17 protein-coding genes, 1 other RNA gene and 2 pseudogenes are annotated in these 20,745 nt (G+C 62.8%); 11 read left to right on the top strand and 9 right to left on the bottom strand.

Annotated elements, in window-relative coordinates; translation table 11 throughout:
* Window positions 1-12: 12 nt before the first annotated feature.
* A pseudogene (locus tag CO657_RS12905) lies at window positions 13-3,716 on the top strand (AsmA family protein).
* 17 nt (window positions 3,717-3,733) lie between these two features.
* Here the strand turns inward: CO657_RS12905 and CO657_RS12900 are convergent.
* From CO657_RS12900 to ssrA, 4 genes are all read right to left on the bottom strand, one after another.
* Window positions 3,734-3,958 carry a ribbon-helix-helix domain-containing protein gene (locus CO657_RS12900; RefSeq protein WP_012558335.1) on the bottom strand — a complete coding sequence of 75 codons (225 nt, stop codon included), beginning with the start codon at window positions 3,956-3,958 and terminating at the stop codon, window positions 3,734-3,736.
* A gap of 101 nt (window positions 3,959-4,059) precedes the next feature.
* Window positions 4,060-4,254 carry a DUF4169 family protein gene (locus CO657_RS12895; RefSeq protein ID WP_003593442.1) on the bottom strand — a complete coding sequence of 65 codons (195 nt, stop codon included), beginning with the start codon at window positions 4,252-4,254 and terminating at the stop codon, window positions 4,060-4,062.
* Between the two features lie 49 nt (window positions 4,255-4,303).
* On the bottom strand, window positions 4,304-4,819 hold the full coding sequence (locus tag CO657_RS12890) for an SspB family protein (RefSeq protein WP_003593443.1): 516 nt from the start codon (window positions 4,817-4,819) through the stop codon (window positions 4,304-4,306).
* Window positions 4,820-4,947: 128 nt separating this feature from the next.
* Window positions 4,948-5,310: a transfer-messenger RNA gene (gene ssrA / locus CO657_RS12885) on the bottom strand.
* A gap of 111 nt (window positions 5,311-5,421) precedes the next feature.
* Here ssrA and CO657_RS12880 point away from each other — a divergent pair.
* The 5 genes from CO657_RS12880 (at window position 5,422) to CO657_RS12860 (ending at window position 10,892) form a co-directional block, all read left to right on the top strand.
* Window positions 5,422-6,216, top strand: coding sequence for a thymidylate synthase (locus tag CO657_RS12880; RefSeq protein WP_054182716.1), 795 nt, complete (start codon window positions 5,422-5,424; stop codon window positions 6,214-6,216).
* Window positions 6,217-6,229: 13 nt separating this feature from the next.
* Window positions 6,230-6,748 carry a dihydrofolate reductase gene (locus CO657_RS12875; RefSeq protein WP_054182717.1) on the top strand — a complete coding sequence of 173 codons (519 nt, stop codon included), beginning with the start codon at window positions 6,230-6,232 and terminating at the stop codon, window positions 6,746-6,748.
* Window positions 6,749-6,896: 148 nt separating this feature from the next.
* On the top strand, window positions 6,897-7,985 hold the full coding sequence (gene hflK / locus CO657_RS12870; protein ID WP_003593446.1) for an FtsH protease activity modulator HflK: 1,089 nt from the start codon (window positions 6,897-6,899) through the stop codon (window positions 7,983-7,985).
* A 3-nt stretch (window positions 7,986-7,988) separates the two neighbouring features.
* Window positions 7,989-8,948 carry a protease modulator HflC gene (gene hflC / locus CO657_RS12865; RefSeq protein ID WP_012558332.1) on the top strand — a complete coding sequence of 320 codons (960 nt, stop codon included), beginning with the start codon at window positions 7,989-7,991 and terminating at the stop codon, window positions 8,946-8,948.
* Between the two features lie 207 nt (window positions 8,949-9,155).
* Window positions 9,156-10,892: a Do family serine endopeptidase gene (locus CO657_RS12860; RefSeq protein WP_003593448.1), complete on the top strand. Its 1,737-nt coding sequence runs from the start codon at window positions 9,156-9,158 to the stop codon at window positions 10,890-10,892.
* A 317-nt stretch (window positions 10,893-11,209) separates the two neighbouring features.
* Here CO657_RS12860 and serB read toward each other — a convergent pair whose 3' ends face one another.
* Window positions 11,210-12,100, bottom strand: a complete 891-nt coding sequence (serB, locus tag CO657_RS12850; protein WP_054182718.1) for a phosphoserine phosphatase SerB — start codon at window positions 12,098-12,100, stop codon at window positions 11,210-11,212.
* Between serB and miaA the strand changes: the two genes are divergently transcribed.
* Window positions 12,099-12,995, top strand: a complete 897-nt coding sequence (gene miaA / locus CO657_RS12845; RefSeq protein ID WP_054182719.1) for a tRNA (adenosine(37)-N6)-dimethylallyltransferase MiaA — start codon at window positions 12,099-12,101, stop codon at window positions 12,993-12,995. The two genes, serB and miaA, sit on opposite strands and share 2 nt — an antisense overlap.
* An 18-nt stretch (window positions 12,996-13,013) precedes the next feature.
* Here miaA and CO657_RS37920 read toward each other — a convergent pair whose 3' ends face one another.
* Both CO657_RS37920 and CO657_RS12840 read right to left on the bottom strand, forming a co-directional pair.
* On the bottom strand, window positions 13,014-13,139 hold the full coding sequence (locus tag CO657_RS37920) for a hypothetical protein (RefSeq protein WP_280950474.1): 126 nt from the start codon (window positions 13,137-13,139) through the stop codon (window positions 13,014-13,016).
* Between the two features lie 29 nt (window positions 13,140-13,168).
* The gene (locus tag CO657_RS12840; RefSeq protein ID WP_245292955.1) at window positions 13,169-13,708 is read right to left on the bottom strand and encodes a lysozyme inhibitor LprI family protein; all 540 of its coding nucleotides are present in this window, start codon (window positions 13,706-13,708) and stop codon (window positions 13,169-13,171) included.
* Between the two features lie 85 nt (window positions 13,709-13,793).
* On the opposite strand from CO657_RS12840, the pseudogene CO657_RS38225 reads away from it, so the two are divergent.
* Both CO657_RS38225 and CO657_RS12830 read left to right on the top strand, forming a co-directional pair.
* Window positions 13,794-13,909, top strand: a pseudogene (locus tag CO657_RS38225) (LysE family translocator); the annotation flags it as partial.
* A 24-nt stretch (window positions 13,910-13,933) separates the two neighbouring features.
* Entirely contained in the window at window positions 13,934-14,860 is a 927-nt protein-coding gene (locus CO657_RS12830; protein ID WP_054182720.1) for a dihydrodipicolinate synthase family protein, read from the top strand.
* Here the strand turns inward: CO657_RS12830 and CO657_RS12825 are convergent.
* A complete protein-coding gene (locus tag CO657_RS12825; RefSeq protein ID WP_054182721.1) occupies window positions 14,845-16,869 on the bottom strand; it encodes an ATP-binding protein in 2,025 nt (674 codons plus the stop codon). The two genes, CO657_RS12830 and CO657_RS12825, sit on opposite strands and share 16 nt — an antisense overlap.
* A gap of 324 nt (window positions 16,870-17,193) precedes the next feature.
* Here CO657_RS12825 and CO657_RS12820 point away from each other — a divergent pair, with 324 nt between their 5' ends.
* A complete protein-coding gene (locus tag CO657_RS12820) occupies window positions 17,194-18,984 on the top strand; it encodes an acetolactate synthase 3 large subunit (protein WP_082366265.1) in 1,791 nt (596 codons plus the stop codon).
* An 81-nt stretch (window positions 18,985-19,065) separates the two neighbouring features.
* Entirely contained in the window at window positions 19,066-19,638 is a 573-nt protein-coding gene (gene ilvN / locus CO657_RS12815) for an acetolactate synthase small subunit (protein WP_003593459.1), read from the top strand.
* Window positions 19,639-19,821: 183 nt separating this feature from the next.
* Here the strand turns inward: ilvN and CO657_RS12810 are convergent, their stop codons facing one another.
* Window positions 19,822-20,670 carry an aldo/keto reductase gene (locus CO657_RS12810; protein WP_054182722.1) on the bottom strand — a complete coding sequence of 283 codons (849 nt, stop codon included), beginning with the start codon at window positions 20,668-20,670 and terminating at the stop codon, window positions 19,822-19,824.
* Window positions 20,671-20,745 lie beyond the last annotated feature (75 nt).

The raw sequence follows: 20,745 nt of genomic DNA, 5'->3' as shown, positions 1-20,745 counted from the left end.
AGAATCCTTGCATTGGTAGGCCGGTTCCTCGTCTTTCTGGGGGAGTGATCGTCGTAGTGCTGTTTGTGGCGCTGCTTGCGCCGCTGTTCATCGACTGGACGGATTTCCGCAAGAATTTCGAGGATCAGGCAAGCCGCATCATCGGCAAGAAGGTCACCGTCTACGGCACGGTGGATGCGCGCCTCCTGCCGTTTCCGTCGGTCACACTGCATGACGTGCGCGTCGGCCAGGAGGCGGACGGCACGCCGATCGTCAAGGTCGAGCAATTCTCCATGGATGCGGAGCTCGCGCCTTTCCTGTCGGGTGAAGCGCTGATCTTCGACATGCGCGTCGTCAATCCGAAGGTGCGCCTGAGATTGCTCAAGGACGGCACGCTCGACTGGATGCGCGGCAGCCGCGCCGAAATACCGGCGAAAAACGTCGTTCTCGAAAACGTGCATGTCAATGGCGGCGAGGTCGAGTTCATCGACGACCAGTCCGGCCGCTCACGCCGCATCACCGGCCTCAATGCGGAAATGTCGGCCAAGTCGCTGGCCGGCCCCTGGCGCATCGAGGGCAACGCGGCGCTTGACGGCGAGCACGGCAGCTTTTTGATCTCGAGCAGCCAGCCGGACGAAAAGGGCGTGCTGCGCATGCGCACGAAGCTTTCGCCGGACAAGCACCCCGTCAGCATCGATCTCGATGGCGAACTGAAGCTCGTCGACAGCAAGCCGAACTATCAGGGGCAGCTTTCAGCAGCGATCGAAAGCGGCAACAGCGCCAAGCCCGCCAACAAGAAGGAGCAGCCGCCGCGCGTCAAGGGCCGCTTCGAGCTCACCAATGAACGCATCCGCATTCCCGAATATCGGATGGAGATCGGACCGACGGACGATCCCTACGTCATAACCGGCGAGGCGACGCTCGATACCGGCAATGCGCCGGAATTCCTGTTGACCGCCGACGGGCAGCAGATCGACGTCAACCGCATCGGCAATCAGGGCGAGGCCGGCAAGACGACCCGCGATCCGGCGGTTTCGGCGCGCCAGCGGCTGAATTCGTTGATCGATGTCATCGCACAGGTGCCAATCCCGCAGGTGCCGGGCAAGGCAAGTGTCAAGCTGCCGGCGATTGTCGCCGGCGATACGACGCTGCGCGACGTGCAGCTGGAGCTCGAACCGGCCGGTACCGGCTGGATGATCGACAGCGCCACCGGTACGCTGCCGGGGCGCACGCAGGTGGAAGGCAAAGGCAAGCTCCTGCTGCAGGGCGAAGCCTCGTTCAATGGCCAGATCGTGGTGGCGTCCAGCCAGCCGACCGGGCTCGCCTCCTGGCTTGCCGGCTCGGTCGATCCGGCCATCCGGCAATTGCGGCAGGCTGGCTTTTCCGCCAATGTCAGCCTGACACCCGAATTGCAGCGTTTCGAAAATCTTGAGATCGCCATGGGGCCGGCGACGCTGAAGGGCCGGCTGGAGCGGCAGGCGATCTCCGGCCAGACGCCGACACTGTCGGTGGCCCTGAATGGCGACACGCTCGATCTCGATGCGCTGCAGGCCCTGAGCGGGCTGATGACCGGACAGGATGCCGGCGACAACGTGCTCGATCACAAGATCGCCGCCCAGCTCAAGGCCGATAAGTTCACTGCCTTCGGCGTCGATGCCGAGAATGTCGAGACCACCTTCACGATTGCCGACGGAGAGCTTGCCGTCGACCGGCTGTCGATCAAGAATATTGCAGGCGCCGAACTGACGGCGACGGGCAGGGCGGAAGGCTCGCTGCTCGATTATAAGGGCGCCGGCGAGATCACCTTCAAATCGGCCGATCCCGGTGGCTTTTTCACCATGCTGCGCGAGCACCTGCCGCATCACCCGGTGCTCGACCGGCTGGTGCGCAATGCCGGCTGGTACGGCAATACGGCGCTGCGCGGCGCGCTGACGCTCGGCGGCGACGAAGGCAACGCGCTGACGGTTACGCTTGCCGGCGTCTCGAACGGCAGCCGCGTCAATCTCGACTACCGCATGTCCGACCTGCTGGCGCTGACCGGCAACGGTACGACGAGCCTCGAGGCGACGCTCGAAAATGCCGTGCCGTCCATCCTGTTCGGCCAGGCCGGGCTCGATCCGCTGCCGGTCGATGTCGGCGCCAACGGCCGCCTGACGCTGAAGGTGAAGGCATCGGGCAACGATCCCGCCGATGCGGCGCTGACCTTTGCGACCGACCGGACCTCGTTCACGGCCAATGGCAAAGTCGATGTCCGGCCGGAAACTTTCATGAACGGCAAGATCGCGCTTTCGCTCGACAGCGCCGATATCGACCCCTATCTCATTATGAACGGGATCGCCTTGCCGCAGACGGGGGCCGGGCTGCCGTTCGGCCTGCAGGTCAATGCCCGCGTCGACAGCGACAAGATTGTCTTTTCCGATCTCAAGGGGCATGCGGCCGACAACGAGTTTTCAGGCGCGTTGAGCTTCGACCGGAAGGCTGCGAAGACGACCGCGACCGGCGATCTGACGCTCTCCAAGGCGGATGCCGGCTGGCTTGGCGAGGCAGTGTTCGGCCAGATCGTCGATCCCGCCAATGGCGCGCTGACGACGGCGCCGCTCGGTCTGCCCGTCTTCAAGGATCTCGACGTCAACGTGAAGCTGACGGCCAAGCAGTTCTGGCCCGGCCTGCCGGAAACGGCGGTCACCGACTTCACCAGCAACGTCGCCTACAGGGGTGACGAGCTGCAGCTCAACGACATGGCCGGCAACTGGGACGGCGGAAAGCTTTCCGGCAATCTGCTGTTCACCAATGCCAACGGCACCGGCTTCCTGCAGACGAAACTTGCACTTGCCGATTCCGATGTTGCCGGCGTCGTCTGGCTGCGCGACGGCGCGCCGATTGCCAACGGCAAATTCGGATTGTCGCTGTCGATGGAAGCCTCGGGCAAGACGATCGGCGAGATTGCCAGTTCGCTGAACGGTTCGGGCGAGCTGAGGCTCGGCGATACCAGTATACGCGGGCTGAACCTCGCCATCCTTCCGCCGCTGCTTGCCGCGACCGATACGATGCAGGAGCAGATCAATGCCGGCAAGGTGCATCCGATCATCGAGACGTTGCTCAGCAACGGAGAGGCGAAGCTGCCGCCGCTCGGCATCCCCTTCAATATTGCCGACGGGACATTGCGCGTGCAGAATGTCACTGTCGCCAACGATCTCGCCCGCATCACCGCCGATGCGCAGATCGCGCTGCCGGAGCAACGGATCAGCGCGACGCTGGGCGTCGGTCTCAATCCGGGCACGGAAGTGCTGTCCGGCGCTGAGCCGTCACTCAGGCTGAATTTTTCCGGCATGCTGCCGTCGCCCGGCAAGACGATGGATGTGACCGATATCACCAGCTACCTGTCGCTGCGCGCCTTTGAACGCGAGCGCCGGCGCGTCGAGCGGCTGCAGGCGATCGTGCTCGAAAAGCAGCGGCTGCGCCGCGAGGCGGCGCTCTACCGGTTCAACGACGCTGAGCGCGTCAGGGCGGCCGAAATCGAGCAGCAACGGCAGGCAGAGGAAGAGCGGCTGCGCGCATTGGCGCAGGCGGCGGCCGCGCAGAAGGCTCTCGCGGAAGCAGAGGCTGCACGCGCGGCGGAAGCCAAAGACAAGGCGGATGCGCAGGCGAGGGCCGCCGCCGAAGCGGAAGCAGCGCGGCGCGGCGGGCCGCCCGGTTCGCTTAATTTCGACCAGGTGCCGGGCGTTCAGGCGCAATGATAATGCGTGGAATTTGATTATAATCCGCGGCCAGCGGCGGCCTTCGCCCAGGCCAGTACGTGAAGCCGCAGCGCCGAGGACAGGTTGCTGTCCGGCGGCCGATGGTCATCGATTTCGGAAATCAGAGCGGCGAGCGGCATCGAACGGCTAGCAGCGATCACCTTCAACTCGTCCCAAAACTCGTCTTCCAGCGAGAAGCTGGTGCGGTGGCCGTGCAATGTCGCCGAATGCTTACGGATCATGACGCCGCATCAAGTTGAGTTTTTCGTACATTGATTCAGGGAAACTGCATAAGTGGCTGATCGCAGAGTGCATTCCGGCTTTTCGAGTTTTGCCTGAGCCATCAGGCGCCGTCGTCATCGGTCTCGATACGGCCGTCGCGATGGGCCTTGTCGGCCTTCTCGTTCAGGCTGCGGGTGAGCTGCTTTTCGGCCTTGGTGCGGCCGAAGGAAATGCGGTTCTGCTCGGCCTGCGTCTCCTTTTCGGAGCGGGCCTGCTTCTTGCGGAATTGGCGCAGATTAACGATTTCAGCGCTCATGCGGCCCCTTGATCCCTATAAAAAAGGGAGGCTTGGCCTCCCTTTGAAATCACTGCTTCTTGCGGAAGGAGTCGAGCGAGACGACCGAGCCCGGCTTCTTCTCTTCGCCATCGGCGGGTTTGGCGCCCGCGGCCTCATCCGGCTTTGCTGCGGCGTCGACGGGATAGGCGGTGATTTCACCAGACGGCAATTCCTCGCCATCGGCGAGCGGCACGTCGAATTCGAGCTCGAAGTTGACGGAGGGATCATAAAAGCCGCGGATGGCATTGAACGGGATGACCAGCTTTTCCGGGACGTCGGAGAAGGAAAGGCCGATCTCGAAATGCGACTCGGTGATCTTCAGGTCCCAAAACTGATGCTGGATGACGATGGTCATCTGCTCGGGATATTTCGATTTCAGGTGCTGGGAGATGCGTACGCCGGCAGCACCTGTGAGGAAGGTGATGAAGAAGTGATGGTCGCCGGGCAGGCGGCCCGTCGCTCCGACTTCCGCCAAAACTTTGCGGATGACGCCGCGAAGTGCATCCTGTGCCAGAATGTCGTAGCGGATATGATCCTGCCCCATGCTTTTCCTGTCTTTCGTCGGTTCGGAAGTCTTTTCACAAGGTTATATGCCACGTCCAGGCGCCTTGGGAAAGACCGGAGCCGAGTCACGTTTTTCAGCAGCATACATGATTTCGGCGGCAGGGAGAAGGTGAAGGCTTCTGTTGCCAGGTGCCTTCGGACCCCGCCTAGAGGTGCGAACCACTAGGACTTTGATTGAAGTGTCACACCGCGATTAAGCAGCGAGACGAGCTTCCGCATAGTTGTCGTTTGCAACTACAATTTTAGCCCGATAACGGCGGTACAATGCCGAGCAAAAAGACGATCTTTACACCCTTGTCGATCCTGTTTCGCCCCCATCAAAAGCCGGCCTTCGTGCCCGCCGGTTTTTGGTGGAGGCGCCGGGTACCGCCCCCGGGTCCAATAGGTTTATTACACCGCTCGTTTATCGCCATAGCCGGCCCGAAAGCCGGCATGGGTGATATAGTGGTTTCCGCTGTCCAAGGAAAGGGCCAACGTCATAAAAGCGTTATGCGACCCATCAGAAACATTGGGAAAATGCCCGCCGGCGATTGGTTTCCTGCTGCCGGGAGCTTAAATTAGGCCAAACGGAATCAGCGCGCCATGAAGCAATATCTAGATCTCCTCAACCATGTGATGGAAAAGGGCTCCGACCGGGGCGACCGCACCGGCACCGGCACGCGCTCGGTCTTCGGCTACCAGATGCGCTTCGACCTTCAGGAAGGCTTTCCCGTCACGACGACGAAGAAGCTGCATCTGCGCTCGATCATCCACGAGCTTTTATGGTTCCTGAAGGGCGAGACGAATATCGGCTATCTCAAGGAGAACGGCGTTTCGATCTGGGATGAGTGGGCCGACGAAAACGGCGATCTCGGGCCGGTCTACGGCGCCCAGTGGCGCTCCTGGCCGGCGCCGGATGGCGGCCATATCGATCAGATCGCCAATCTCGTCAAAGGCATCGTCAACAACCCGAACTCGCGCCGCCATATCGTCTCGGCCTGGAATCCGGCCGAGGTCGACCAGATGGCGCTGCCGCCCTGCCATTGCCTGTTCCAGTTCTACGTGGCCGACGGCAAGCTCTCCTGTCAGCTCTATCAGCGCTCGGCCGACATCTTCCTCGGGGTACCTTTCAACATCGCCTCCTATGCGCTTTTGACGATGATGGTGGCTGCGGTCACCGGGCTGAAGCCTGGCGATTTCGTCCATACGCTGGGCGACGCCCATCTCTACCACAACCATTTCGACCAGGCGAAGCTGCAGCTGGCGCGCCGGCCGAAGCCGCTGCCCTTCATGCGCATCAACCCCGATGTGAAGGACATTTTCAGCTTCACCTTCGACGATTTCGAGCTGATCGGCTACGAGGCCGATGCCAGCATCAAGGCGCCGATCGCCGTCTGATCCGGGACATTCCATGGCCGATATCCGCAGGACCATTATCGCCGCCGTTGCCCGCAACGGCATCATCGGCCGCGACGGAGACATGCCCTGGCGGCTGTCGAGCGATCTCAAGCGCTTCAAGGCGCTGACATTGGGCAGGCCTGTCGTGATGGGCCGCAAGACCTATGCTTCGATCGGCAAGCCGCTGCCGGGGCGGCCGAACGTCGTCATCTCCAGGCAGGCGGCGATAGACCATCCCGATGTTTCCATGGCGCATTCGCTGCCGGAAGCGATGACGGCGGCCGAAAGGCTGGCGCGCGAAAGCGGCGTCGACGAGGTCTGCATCATCGGCGGCGGTCAGGTCTATGCCCAGGCGATCGGCCTTGCCGACCGGATGTGCATCACCCATGTCGAGGCCGACCTCGACGGAGACGCATCGTTCCCCGCGATCGATCCCGACATCTGGCGGGCAGGGGAGCCTATCGCGGTTCCGGCCGGCGAGAAGGACAGTCACCCCACGCGCTTCGTCGTCTACGAGCGCCGACACGCCTGAAAATGAACTATTTTCCAATTAAATTGACCAAGTTTCTCACGTTGCGTTGAAAGCCGATGCGGCGATACTTATAACGGTCCCAACGCATCCGCCGGTCAGCCCCCACGGTTCCGGATGCGTGGAAGACTTAACGAACAACGAGGTTTTGATGCCCTGGAGCAATCAGAATGGCGGCGGCGGCCCTTGGGGCGGCGGCGGCGGTAATAATAATCAGGGACCATGGGGCCAGGGGCCGAACCGCCCGCGGGGCGGTGGCAGCGGCAAGGGCGGACCGCCCGATCTGGAAGATATCATCCGGCGCGGCCAGGACCAGCTGCGCAACATCGTTCCCGGCGGTTTCAACGGCGGCGTGGCGGTGATCGTCGCGGCGGTCGTCGCCATTTTCTGGCTGATCCAGTGCGTCTACGTGGTGCAGCCGGACGAACGCGGCGTCGAGCTGCGGTTCGGCAAGCCGAAGGACGAGATCTCGATGCCCGGCCTGCATTTCCATCTCTGGCCGCTGGAATCCGTCGAGACCGTCAAGGTGACCGTGCAACAGCTGAATATCGGAGCGACCTCTGCATCGTCTTCGAACGGCCTGATGCTGTCGAGCGACAAGAGCGTCATCAATGTGCAGTTCGCCGTCTTCTACACGGTCAGTGATCCGAAGGCCTATCTCTTCAATGTCGAAAATCCGGCAGAGACCCTGCAGCAGGTTTCCGACAGCGCCATGCGCGAAATCGTCGGGCGTCGTCCGGCGCAGGACGCCTTCCGCAGCAATCGCCAGCCGATCGAAGTGGATGTGCTTAATATCGTACAGGATACGATGAACCGTTACGGCGCCGGCGTGACCGTGACCGGTGTGACGATCCAGAACGTGGCGCCGCCGCGCGAAGTCGCCGATGCCTTCGAAGAAGTGCAGCGTGCCGGCCGAGACCGCGACAGCACGATCGAAGACGCCAACCGCTACACGAACCAGAAGCTCGGCCAGGCGCGAGGCGATGCGGCGCGAATCCGTGAAGATGCAGCCGCCTACAAGAACCGTGTCGTGAAGGAGGCGGAAGGTGAGGCGCAGCGCTTCACCGCGATCAACGACGAATATTCGAAGGCGCCCGAAGTGACCCGCAAGCGGCTGTTCATCGAAACGATGGAGCAGGTGCTGAAGAACTCGAAGAAGGTCATCATCGACGAGAAGCAGGGCGTGCTGCCCTATCTGCCGCTCAATGAGCTCGGCAAGCCGGCGCAGCAGGGAGGTTGAACCATGACATCGAACAGACTTCCCATCATTCTCCTCATCCTCGCCATCGTGCTGGTCGGCCTCTATTCGTCGATCTTCGTGGTGAATGCCCGCGAGCAGGCGATCGTCGTCCGCTTCGGCCAGATCCAGTCGGTCAAGACCGAACCCGGCATCTATTTCAAGCTGCCCTTCGGCTTCATGGATGCCGACCGCGTCCAGCTTGTGGAAAAGCAGGCGCTGAGGCTCGATCTCGACAATATCCGCGTTCAGGTTCAGGACGGCCAGACCTTCGATGTCGATGCCTTCGTGATCTACAATATCTCGGATGTTCGCCGCTTCCGCGAAACGGTCTCGGGTGACCGCGAGGCTGCGGAAGCGCGGCTGAGGGCGCAGCTCGATTCATCGCTTCGCCGCGTTTACGGCCTGCGCGACTACAATGCCGCGCTCTCGGAAGAGCGTGTCGCGATGATGCTGGAGATCCGAGACGACCTGCGCACGGATGCCGAAAATCTCGGCCTGCATATCGACGACGTTCGCATCCGCCGCACCGACCTTTCTCCGGAGGTTGCGCCCAACACCTACAACGCCATGCGTTCGGAACGCCTGGCCGAAGCCGAGCGCATCCGCGCGGAGGGCAATGAAGAAGGTCAGCGGCGCCGGGCCGTCGCCGACCGCCAGGTCGTCGAGTTCACCGCGGGCGCCCAGCGTGATGCGGAAATCCTGCGTGGTCAGGGCGATGCGGAACGTAACCGCGTCTTCGCCGACGCCTTCAACAAGGATCCGGCTTTCTTCGAGTTCTATCGCTCGATGGCGGCCTATTCCTCGGCGCTTTCTTCACAGGATACGACGCTGGTGTTGTCGCCGAATACGGAATTCTTCCGCTATTTCGACAATGCCGCCGGCACCCTGAAAGCGCCGACAAATCCGGCTGCGGCAATTCCCGGCGCGGCTGCTCCGGCAGCACCCGCCCAGCCGGCGAACTGACACCGACGGATGCCACGAGCATCCTGACAATCCTGAAAGGGCCGGCCCGGGTGCCGGCCCTTTTTTCGTGGAAAGGTCGAGATAATCAGGCTTTTGCGAGGGCCCGTCATATTGCACGGGGATTTCGCGAAAAGGTGATTTCGCCCTCCATCATTCCGCCTTATGCTGGTGCTCAATGTGCGCATTTACCCCTTATGAGGAAGCTTGATGGCCCCCACGAATCGCTCGCCCTTCAGACGAACGCTCGCGCTTATGGCCAGCGCTGCAATTCTTGCGCATGCCGGCATGAACGGGGTCGCCTTTGCGCAAACCGCGCCGCAGACGACGGCGCCCGGAGTTGCTACACCCGCTCCGGCTACTCCGGAAACGGCTGCTCCTGCACCCACGCCGTCTACAGCGGCTACTCCGCAGCAGGCCCCGCAAATTCAGGCGGGAGCCCCGAACAACGGTCCGGCTTCGGTCGCCGATCTCGCCGAAGGGCTGCTCGACGCCGTGGTCAACATCTCGACCTCGCAGAACGTGAAGGATGACGAGGGCGTCGGTCCGGCGCCGCGTGCGCCCGACGGCTCGCCGTTCCAGGAGTTCTTCAACGACTTCTTCGACAAGAAGCAGGGCAACAAGGGACCGAACCACAATGTCAGCTCGCTCGGCTCCGGCTTCGTCATCGACCCGGCGGGCTATATCGTAACCAACAACCATGTGATCGAGGGCGCCGACGACATCGAGATCAATTTCGCCAATGGTTCGAAGCTCAAGGCGAAACTGATCGGCACGGATACGAAGACCGATCTTTCGGTGCTGAAGGTCGAGCCGAAGGCACCGCTGAAATCTGTGAAATTCGGCGATTCCAGCACCATGCGCATCGGCGACTGGGTGATGGCGATCGGCAATCCGTTCGGCTTCGGCGGTTCGGTGACGGTCGGCATCATTTCCGGCCGCGGCCGCAACATCAATGCCGGCCCTTACGACAATTTCATCCAGACGGATGCCGCGATCAACAAGGGCAATTCCGGCGGGCCGCTCTTCAACATGAAGGGTGAGGTGATCGGTATCAACACGGCGATCATTTCGCCGAGCGGCGGCTCGATCGGCATCGGCTTCTCGGTGCCTTCAGAGCTTGCCTCCGGCGTCGTCGACCAATTGCGCGAATATGGTGAGACGCGGCGCGGCTGGCTCGGCGTGCGCATCCAGCCGGTCACCGACGATATCGCCGACAGCCTCGGGCTCGACACCGCCAAGGGCGCGCTGGTCGCCGGCGTCATCAAGGGCGGACCCGTCGACGATGGTTCGATCAAGGCGGGTGACGTCATTTTGAAATTCGACGGCAAGACCGTCAGCGAAATGCGCGATCTTCCGCGCGTCGTGGCGGAAAGCTCGGTCGGCAAGGAAGTCGACGTGGTGGTGCTGCGCGACGGCAAGGAGCAGACCGTCAAGGTGAAACTCGGCCGGCTCGAAGACAGCGATCAGGCGGCGGCATCCGGCGATGCGGCGCCCGACGGTTCGCAGGATGACGGCGTGATCACCCCGGATCCCGGCGAGAACAACGACATGGACGAGCCGGACTCCGGCGATCAGGCCCAGCCGGCGCCAGGCGCGCCCACGCCGGACCAACACCAGGGCCAGGTGTCACCGGATGCATCAACACCGAAGAACGTGCTCGGCCTGTCGCTGTCGCTTTTGAGCGCCGAGACGCGCAAGGCTTTCGGCATTGCCGAGAGCGTCGACGGTGTCGTCGTGACGGAGGTGACACCCGGCTCCGCCTCGGCCGAAAAAGGACTGAAGCCCGGCGACGTGATCGTCGAAGTGGCGCAGGAGTTCATGAAGTCGCCGGACGCGGTCGCTGCCAAGGTGAAGTCGCTGAAGCAGGAAGGCCGCCGCAACGCCCAGCTGATGATCGCATCGGCAAATGGTGATCTGCGGTTTGTGGCGGTGCCGATGGAGTAGGGGGACGGCGGCGGTGATTTGATTGGCCGCTGCGGTTTCTACCCCTCGTTCCCGTGACAAGCGCTGGGACAAGGAAGGAGAGGACGTGCCGTGTGGTACCCCCCTCTGCCCTGCCGGGCATCTCCCCCACAAGGAGGGAGATCGCAAGCGGCCTGCGCCTCCTGCCTATCTGCCGTTTCGTCGTGCTGGTCGCTGATTATTTGGGGAAGCGGGTGCCCCCAGCCGATCTCCCCACCTGTGGGGGAGATGCCCGGCAGGGCAGAGGGGGGCGGCCACAGGCACGCGGGTGAAGGCGGAGAGTGTGTGCCGTGTCGGCTTCAACCCATCACAAAATCCGTCTTCCGGTAACCCTGGATGTAGAGCAGTGCCGTCAGATCGCCGTGGTCGATGCGCATCTGTGCCTCGGCGGCCACAGCGGGCTTGGCGTGGAGGGCGACGCCGGCGCCGGCGAGGTGCAGCATGCCGAGGTCGTTGGCGCCGTCGCCGACGGCGATCGCGTCTTCAGGCGAAATGCCGAGGTGAGCCGAAATCTCGTTCAGCGCATCGACTTTCGCCTGCTTGCCGAGGATCGGCTCGGCGACGAAGCCGGAGAGAATGCCGCCGTCTTCCAGCAGGATGTTGGCGCGGTTCTCGTCGAAGCCGAGGGTGGCGGCGATGCGGCTGGTGAAGACAGTGAAGCCGCCGGAGACGAGGGCGGTGTAATGGCCTTTCGACTTCATGGTGGCGATCAGCTCCGGTCCGCCGGGGGTGAGCGTGATGCGCTTGGCTATGACCTCGTCGACGACCGATATCGGCAGACCCTTCAGTAGGGCAACCCGCTCACGCAGCGCCGGTTCGAAGGCGATCTCGCCGTTCATGGCGCGGGCGGTGATGGTCGCGACCTTTTCCTTCAGGCCGACTTCGGCTGCGAGTTCGTCGATGCATTCCTGGCCGATCATCGTCGAATCCATGTCGGCGATCAGCAGCTTCTTGCGGCGGCTATCCTGCTCCTGAATGACGAGATCGATGGGCGCGCCTGATATGACCGCGAGGAGACTGGCCTCGGCCGCTTGCGCATCCGCGCCGTCGCGCAGCGCGATATCGCAGGCGACGCCGTCCGCCAGCCAGTAAAGACCGGATGCCGCCACGGCCTTGGCCGCCTGTTCGGCGATGCCAGGGGTCAGCACGGGATTTGACGGATTGGCAACAAGCGTGGCAACGAGAGCCATGATGGAAAACCTTCTGAGCACAGTGAACGCGATCCTGATAACCGGGCCGACCGCCAGCGGCAAGTCCGCGCTCGCTCTCGAATTGGCGAGGCGGCACGCAGGCGTGGTGATCAACGCCGACAGCATGCAGGTCTACGACACGTTGCGGGTGCTGACCGCGCGCCCCTCCGAAGAGGAGATGCAGGGTGTGCCGCATCATCTCTACGGCCATGTGCCGGCGGGTGCGGCCTATTCCACCGGCAGCTGGCTGCGCAATGTCTCGGCGCTGCTGCCGGCGCTCAGGGCAGCCGGCCGGCTGCCGGTCTTCGTCGGCGGCACCGGGCTTTATTTCAAGGCGCTGACCGGCGGCCTCTCCGATATGCCCGATATACCCGAGGCGCTGCGGGAAGAGTTGCGGGGGCGTCTGCTGGAGGAGGGGCCGGATAGGCTCCATGCAGAGCTTGCCGAGGTCGATCCTGCCATGGCGGCGGGCCTCAACCGCCAGGACGGGCAGCGCATCGTCCGGGCGCTTGAGGTGGTGAAGGCAACGGGACGGTCGATCGCCGATTTCCAGGGCCAGTCGGGACCGGTGGTGATCGACGCTGCCCAGGCTCGCAAGATCGTCGTGCTGCCGGAGCGGGCCGTGCTGCATGCCCGCATCAACGGCCGTTTCGAAAAGATGCTGCGCGAGGGAGCGGAAGACGAGGTGAGGGCGCTGCTTGCGCTCGGCCTGCCTGCCGAGGCGCCTGTCATGAAGGCGATCGGCGTCTCGCAGATCGCGGCGATGCTGAACGGCGAGATGACGCGCGACGAGGTGCTGGAGAAAGGTGCGGCGGCGACGCGGCAATATGCCAAGCGGCAGATGACGTGGTTCCGCAACCAGATGGACGAGAGCTGGGAGCGGCTGACGGTTTAGCTGTGGGCCAACAGCCCGTCAGCTACCGCACTTGTGCTGGGCATCGGGCAGAATCCAGCTTTCACCGGTGCGGCCGTTGGTGACGAGGAACAGTTTCCCGCCCTCGTCGGGGCTGCAATCGCGGTCGATCTCGACCAGGCACATGGTGACGGGATCGCCGGGCTTCGATCCGATCAGCGCTTCCTCCCTGTCATAAGAGACCTGGTAGCCGTCATTGGCATAATCGATACCCGTGCCACTATCGAAATCCGCATCGTCAGCCGCGCCACCATTGCCGAGGCGGGGTGGACTTCAAGAACCGATGTGGTTGCACAGCGCCCGGCTTTCGCAGGGATTGCGGTTGCCTCGGGCAATTGGCTGCCCGCGAGAGACCGGGCTGAAATCCCCTGCATGAAATCGTTTTTGTCGGGCGAGATATTCCAGAGGACCGCGAGATAGGCGCTCAGAATGCACGACCTGTTGTCGGCACAATCGCGCCGATCCGCCAGGAAATTGCGGGCGGTATGGACGTTATCCTCGTCAGGCGCGGCTTTTTTCTGAGCGGCATAGCGTTGGTTGAAAAGCTCGTCGAGCCGGGAGAGCTGGCTGTCGCCGCAGACGATCTTTTCATCGGCGCTGCCCGCCTTGGAACAGTCGAAGCCGGCAGCATCGGCCACTGTTGCGAAAAGAATGCCGACACCGAAGACAATGATGAAGTTCAAGATGGATTTCACGATCGCCCTCTCCGAAAACTGCCGTCTCCGACGGCGCAACGCACATTCGCATCACGGTGTGGACTCATCAATGCGCAGCCGTCAGTATGCCATGCTTTTCTCGACGGCGCCGATGGTGCGCGGTTATGCCAGGGCGCGCCGCTGATCGGGGGAAGTCTCGTCATCTTCTTTGCCGGTGCGGGATCGCGCCTGCTGTTTTCCACTGATCGTTTTCAGGATCGCATCATGTCCCTTGCCTCTCCGTTTCATGGCCTTTCGGCCTTTCCGCCAACGCCCGCCGACATCAATGGCCGAGTGGACACCGAAGCCCTCTGCGGCTTGCTGGAACGTCTGTGCGAGGCTGGCGTCGCCTCCATCGGCCTTCTGGGCAGCACCGGGATCTACGCCTATCTCACCCGCGAGGAGCGGCGGCGGGCCGTCGAGGCGGCGGTCGAATGCGTCAACGGCCGTGTTTCCATCCTCGTCGGCGTCGGCGCTCTGCGGACCGACCACGCGCAGGATTTAGCGAGCGATGCGGAGGCTGCCGGCGTCGATGCTCTTCTGCTTGCCCCCGTCTCCTATGCGCCGTTGACCCAGGACGAAGCCTACGAACATTTCCTGGCGGTCACGAAGGCAGCGAAGCTGCCGCTCTGCATCTATAACAATCCCGGCACGACCCATTTCACCTTCAGCCGAGACCTGCTGCAGCGCCTGTCCGCCATCGAGACGATCAGGGCGGTGAAGATGCCGCTGCCGGCCGATGGCGATCTGCGGGGGGAACTCGCGGCATTGCGTGAGAAGACCGATCTCGCGATCGGCTACAGCGGTGACTGGGGTGCAGGCCAAGCGCTGCTTTCGGGCGCCGACGCCTGGTACAGCGTCATTGGCGGCCTGCTGCCGCGTACAGCTCTCGCCCTGACCAAGGCTGCCATGGCTGGCAACGGCGAGGAGACGCATCGGCTTGATGGGCTTTTCCAGCCGCTCTGGGACACGTTCAAGGCATTCGGAAGCATCCGGGTGATCTATATGCTGGTCGAGCATCTCTCACTCGGCCGGGCGGAGCTTCCGCGGCCACTCTTGCCGCTAGGATCGGCGGACCGCCAACGGGTGCTCGACGCCGCCCGGCCGCTGATCGCCCAGGAGATGGGGCAGCCGCATCAATCCTTGTTGTAAAGGCTGCTCAGCGGCTTTTTCAGAATGCTTTCGCGCAGCGACGGGCCGGGCTCCCGGCGGGTGATTGCGGGCTGGTCGGCCGGAGGCGCCGGCCGGGGAAAGACCGGTTCTTCGCGGCGCATCTCGCGGCGGAGCGCATCCAGCCGGGGATCGATCGCCGGCGGCGCGGCGGGGTCAAGCCGCGGTGTCTGCGGCAGCAGTTCGCGCCGGTAGGATTCGAGCGGCGCGGACGACGGGGCAGGCGGCGTATAGGGCTTTGCGTCGATTTCCTCGTCGAACGCATCAACCTCGTCGGGGGCTGCCGCGGATGCAGCATAGCTCTGCTGGAAATTCGAAATGTCGGGTCCGACGGTCACCGCCCGCATGCGGGTGACGATCTTGCGCAGATCGACCGTATCCGGATCTTCCTCGCTGTGCTTGCTGTTGGCGCTGGCAGCCTTCGGCAGCAGGCTCTCGTCGACGCGGGAAAAGCGCATGCGCATCGGCACGCTGATCGCCTCGCCGAAGGCGATCGCCTCGCCATTGCCGATCGAGGAGATGAAGCTCGTCGTCGAGATCGATGAGTTCGGGATGGCCGAGCGGATGATTTCCTGGTCGCGGTCATTGGCCAGGCGCATGGCAAACAGCGTCGAGCACTGCGAGAGGATCGTCTGATCGAGTTCACCGGGCCGCTGGGTGATGATCCCCAGCGAGACGCCGTATTTGCGGCCCTCCTTGGCGATGCGGGCGATCGCCTGACGGGTCGGCACAAAGCCGAGGGTCGGATCGGAGGGGATATAGCGATGGGCCTCCTCGCAGACGACCAGCATATGGATGGCACCCTCGCTCCAAAGCGCCACTTCGAAGGCCATGCGGCAGAGCACGGAGGCGACAGAATTGACCACCTCGGAGGGGATGCCGGCCAGCTGGAAGGTGCAGATCGGTCGGTTTTCGCCGGGAATGCGGAAAATCTGCGCGATGGTCTCGGTGATCGTGTCGCTGATCGTGTTGTTGGAGAACATGAAGTGATAGCGCGGATCGTTGATCGCGGCGATGAGGCGCATCTTCAGCGATCGCAGGAAAGGTTTTTCGGTGCGGCCTTCCAGGCGGCCGATGCGCTCGTCGATCAGCGCCAGCAGATCGGCCATGCGGTAGGGAACCGGCGTGTCGGCGGTGATCGAGCTCTTTTCCGTCGTGCGGCGCACCAGCGAGTTGTCGCTGCCGCGGAAGGCGCGCTTGGCCTCGGGTAGGATATCGCGCAGCATGTCGAGTTCTTCCGGCACCGGCGGGCGGCCGCGAAAGACGACTTCGGCGAATTCCTCCAGCCGCATCAGCCAGAAGGGCAGGTCGAGCGTATCGGTATCGATGGTGACGGCATGCCTGGGAAATGCGGCGGCGAATTCGTTGTGCGGATCGAGGATCAGCACCCGCAGCTTCGGGTTGGCTGCAATCGCCTTATGCAGCAGCAGCGACACGGCCGTCGACTTGCCGACGCCGGTGGAGCCGACGACGGCGAAATGCTTGGAGAGCATCGAGGGGATGTGGATCGCCGCATCGATGCTTTCGTCCTGCGTCAGCTTGCCGATGACGGCGGTCGTACCCTCTCCGGCATCGTAGATGCGCATCAGGTCGGCGGCGCGGATGCGGTGGGCGATGGCACCGAGATAGGGATAACGCGAAATGCCGGTCGAGAATTCCTCGCGCCCGTCCTCATCGACACGGACTTCGCCGAGCAGTTCGGTCTCGATCTTGAAATTGTTGTCCTCGCCTTCGCCCCAGGCATGGCTGCCGGTGTTCATCTGATAGACGAGGGCAACGACGCGGTTGCGGCCGACGCTGATCGAAATCAGCCGGCCGACTGACCAGAGTTCGGTAAGATCGGTGCCGCCTTCTTCGGCGACGGCAGCAATTGTTGCCCTGGATCCGCTGCACGCAACGACGCGGCCGAGAAAGCGATTTCCCGGCGCATGGCCGTCGCGTCGATCGTGCTCGCCTGCCTTGCCAGACACGCGCAAGTCGTTGTTGAGCAAAGGGCTACTCCCTGCAATGGGGCTTAATAATAAAGTCCATCCTTTAACAAATCCTTCAAACCATGGTTTTTAGAGGGTAAAGGAGCGCGGATGGATTTTTATTGCGGCATGCGTTGACGCTGCGAAATTTTCTGTCTATCACTTCCGACCATGAAAATCGCAACGGCTCTTATCGTGGTGGGAAAGCGCATGGGCAGGATGGTGTAACCATCCGGCGGTAGCCACCCATGCGCTAGATGACAGGCTCCTCCGGGGCCTTTTTTTATGCCCGAAATTCGGGCTTCCGGCCACAAACGCAAATCCCAGCATAAACGGAACAGACAGATGAGCACGGACAATCAGGCGGCAGGCAATCGGATGACGGGAGCGGAGATCGTTCTCAAGGCGCTGAAGGACAACGGCGTCGAACATATCTTCGGCTATCCCGGCGGCGCGGTCCTGCCGATCTATGACGAGATCTTCCAGCAGGAAGAGGTCAAGCACATCCTCGTCCGCCACGAGCAGGGGGCAGGCCATGCGGCCGAAGGTTATGCCCGCTCCACCGGCAAGGTCGGCGTCATGCTGGTCACCTCGGGCCCGGGCGCCACCAATGCGGTCACGCCGCTGCAGGACGCGCTGATGGATTCGATCCCGCTGGTCTGCCTGACCGGTCAGGTTCCGACCCCGCTGATCGGCTCCGACGCCTTCCAGGAATGCGATACGGTCGGCATCACCCGTCCCTGCACCAAGCACAACTGGCTGGTCAAGGACGTCAACCAGCTCGCCGCCGTCATTCACGAGGCCTTCCGCATCGCGCAGTCCGGCCGTCCAGGCCCGGTCGTCGTCGATATTCCGAAAGACGTGCAGTTTGCGACCGGCACCTATACGCCGCCCGCCGATTACGCGATCCAGAAGAGCTATCAGCCGAAGATCCAGGGCGATCTCAACCAGATCCATGCCGCGATCGAGCTGATGGCCACTGCGCGCCGTCCGATCATCTATTCCGGCGGCGGGGTCATCAATTCCGGCCCCGAGGCTTCCAAGCTGCTGCGCGAGCTGGTCGAGCTCACCGATTTCCCGATCACCTCGACGCTGATGGGCCTCGGCGCCTACCCGGCTTCGGGCAAGAACTGGCTGAAGATGCTCGGCATGCACGGCTCCTATGAGGCCAACATGGCGATGCACGACTGCGACGTCATGGTCTGCATCGGCGCCCGCTTCGACGACCGCATCACCGGCCGTCTCAACGCCTTTTCGCCGAACTCGAAGAAGATCCATATCGATGTCGATCCCTCTTCGATCAACAAGAACGTCCGCGTCGATATCGGCATCCGCGGCGATGTCGGTCATGTCCTCGAAGATATGGTCCGCTTGTGGCGGGCGCTGCCGAAGAAGCCGGAGAAGAACCGTCTCGAAGACTGGTGGACCGATATCGCCCGCTGGCGGGCGCGCAACTCCTTCGCCTATACAAGGAGCAACGATGTCATCATGCCGCAATATGCGCTGGAGCGGCTCTATGCGCATACCAAGGACCGCGATACCTACATCACCACCGAAGTCGGCCAGCATCAGATGTGGGCGGCGCAGTTCTTCGGCTTCGAGCAGCCGAACCGCTGGATGACGTCGGGCGGCCTCGGCACGATGGGTTACGGTCTGCCGGCCGCACTCGGCGTACAGATCGCCCATCCCGACAGCCTCGTCATCGATATTGCCGGCGACGCCTCGATCCAGATGTGCATCCAGGAAATGTCGGCGGCGATCCAGCACGATGCGCCGATCAAGATCTTCATCATGAACAACCAGTATATGGGCATGGTGCGCCAGTGGCAGCAGCTGCTGCACGGCAACCGTCTGTCGAACTCCTATACGGAGGCGATGCCCGATTTCGTCAAGCTGGCGGAAGCCTATGGCGCCGTCGGCTTGCGCTGCGAAAAGCCGGATGAGCTCGACGATGCCATTGTCGAGATGATCAAGGTCAGAAAGCCCGTCATCTTCGATTGCCGCGTTGCTAATCTCGCCAACTGCTTCCCGATGATCCCCTCGGGCAAGGCGCATAACGAAATGCTGCTGCCTGATGAAGCCACCGACGAAGCGGTCGCCAATGCGATCGACGCCAAGGGCCGCGCGCTCGTCTGACATTTTAATTTGCGTATAATCCTTTCCGGAAATCGCTTCCGGTTTTCGGGTTATGCGGCAGGGAAGAGGAAACTCAAGACCATGAACGCACACCTACAGCCCACGGGCTCTGCCTACTTCATCTCACCGGAAACGGCGGCGATCGAAAGCCACACGCTTTCCATTCTCGTCGACAACGAACCGGGCGTTCTTGCCCGGGTCATCGGCCTGTTTTCCGGCCGCGGCTACAATATCGAGAGCCTGACGGTCTCCGAGACCGAGCACCAGGCGCATCTTTCCCGTATCACCATCGTCACACGCGGCACGCCGCATGTGCTGGAACAGATCAAGGCGCAGCTCGAGCGCATCGTGCCGGTGCACCGCGTCGTCGATCTGACGGTGCGCGCCCGCGAACTCGGCCAGGAGCGGCCGATCGAGCGCGAGGTGGCGCTGGTCAAGGTGGTCGGCGAGGGCGAGATGCGCGCCGAGACGCTGCGCCTTGCCGATGCCTTCCATGCCAAGGTCGTGGATGCGACGATCGATCACTTCATCCTGGAGATCACCGGCAAGTCCTCGAAGATCGACCAGTTCGTGGCAATCATGAAACCGCTGGGGCTGATCGAGGTCTGCCGCACCGGCATCGCCGCGATGAACCGCGGCGCGCAGGGGATGTGAGGCCTTCCAGCCTGTCAGGTTGGTGCCGATAGCTGCCCCTCACCCTAACCCTCTCCCCGTAAACGGGGCGAGGGGACGTGCCCTGCGAGAGGTTGGCGGGGGACGGAGAGGTTGCTGCTCTCCCCCTTCGCCCCGCAAGCGGGGAGAAGGTGCCGGCAGGCGGATGAGGGGCACGCCCGGAGATCACAACATCTCCAGCGGCTTTTTCTTTGCCGGCGGCGGGAAGGCGGCGTCGAGCGCCTGCCAATCCTCGTCGGTGATCTCAAGCGATACGCAGTCGCGATTCTCAGCCGCGCGGGCGGCACTCGACGTTTTCGGGATGACGATGACGCCGTCGCGCTCCAGCAGGAAGGCGAGCGCCAGCTGGGCGGGCGTTGCCTGATAGGCCTTGGCGATGCGGATCAGCTCGGGATGATGCAGGATGTGCCCCTGCTCGATCGGCGAATAGGCCATGACCGGAATGCTGCGGCTCTGGCACCAGGGCAGGAGGTCGAATTCGATGCCGCGGCGGGAGAGGTTGTAGAGGACCTGGTTGGCGGCGACATTGGCGCCGTCGGGCACGCCGAGCAGTTCCTCCATGTCGCCGGTGTCGAAGTTGGAGACGCCCCAGGCGCCGATCTTGCCGGAGGCCTTCAGCATTTCGAAGGCCGCGACGGTCTCGGCCAGCGGATGGCTGCCGCGCCAGTGCAGGAGATAGAGATCGATGCGGTCGGTGCCGAGCCGCTCCAGGCTGTGCTCGCAGGCTTCCACCGTGCCTGTCAGGCTGGCATTCCAGGGATAGACCTTGCTGACGATGAAGACCTCGTCGCGCCGTCCCTTGATCGCCTGGCCGACGATCTCCTCGGCGCCGCCGTCGCCATACATTTCGGCGGTGTCGATCAGTGTCATCCCCAGATCGATGCCGGCCTTGAGGCTTTCGATCTCGGCCATGGCATGACCGGCATCCTCGCCCATGGCCCAGGTTCCCTGGCCGAGCGCCGGCACTTCCGCGCCGTTCGGAAATCTGACGAATGGAATTGGGTCGTCCTGCATGGGTTTTTTCCTGGGAGAGAGATTGGGCCGGGTCGCCATCTTTCAAGTAATCCTGTCACCATGACAATGATGTAA

Origin of the sequence: Rhizobium acidisoli (assembly GCF_002531755.2) — a bacterium.
Classification (GTDB): Bacteria; Pseudomonadota; Alphaproteobacteria; order Rhizobiales; family Rhizobiaceae; genus Rhizobium; species Rhizobium acidisoli.
This window is presented reverse-complemented; position numbering and strand designations above follow the sequence as displayed.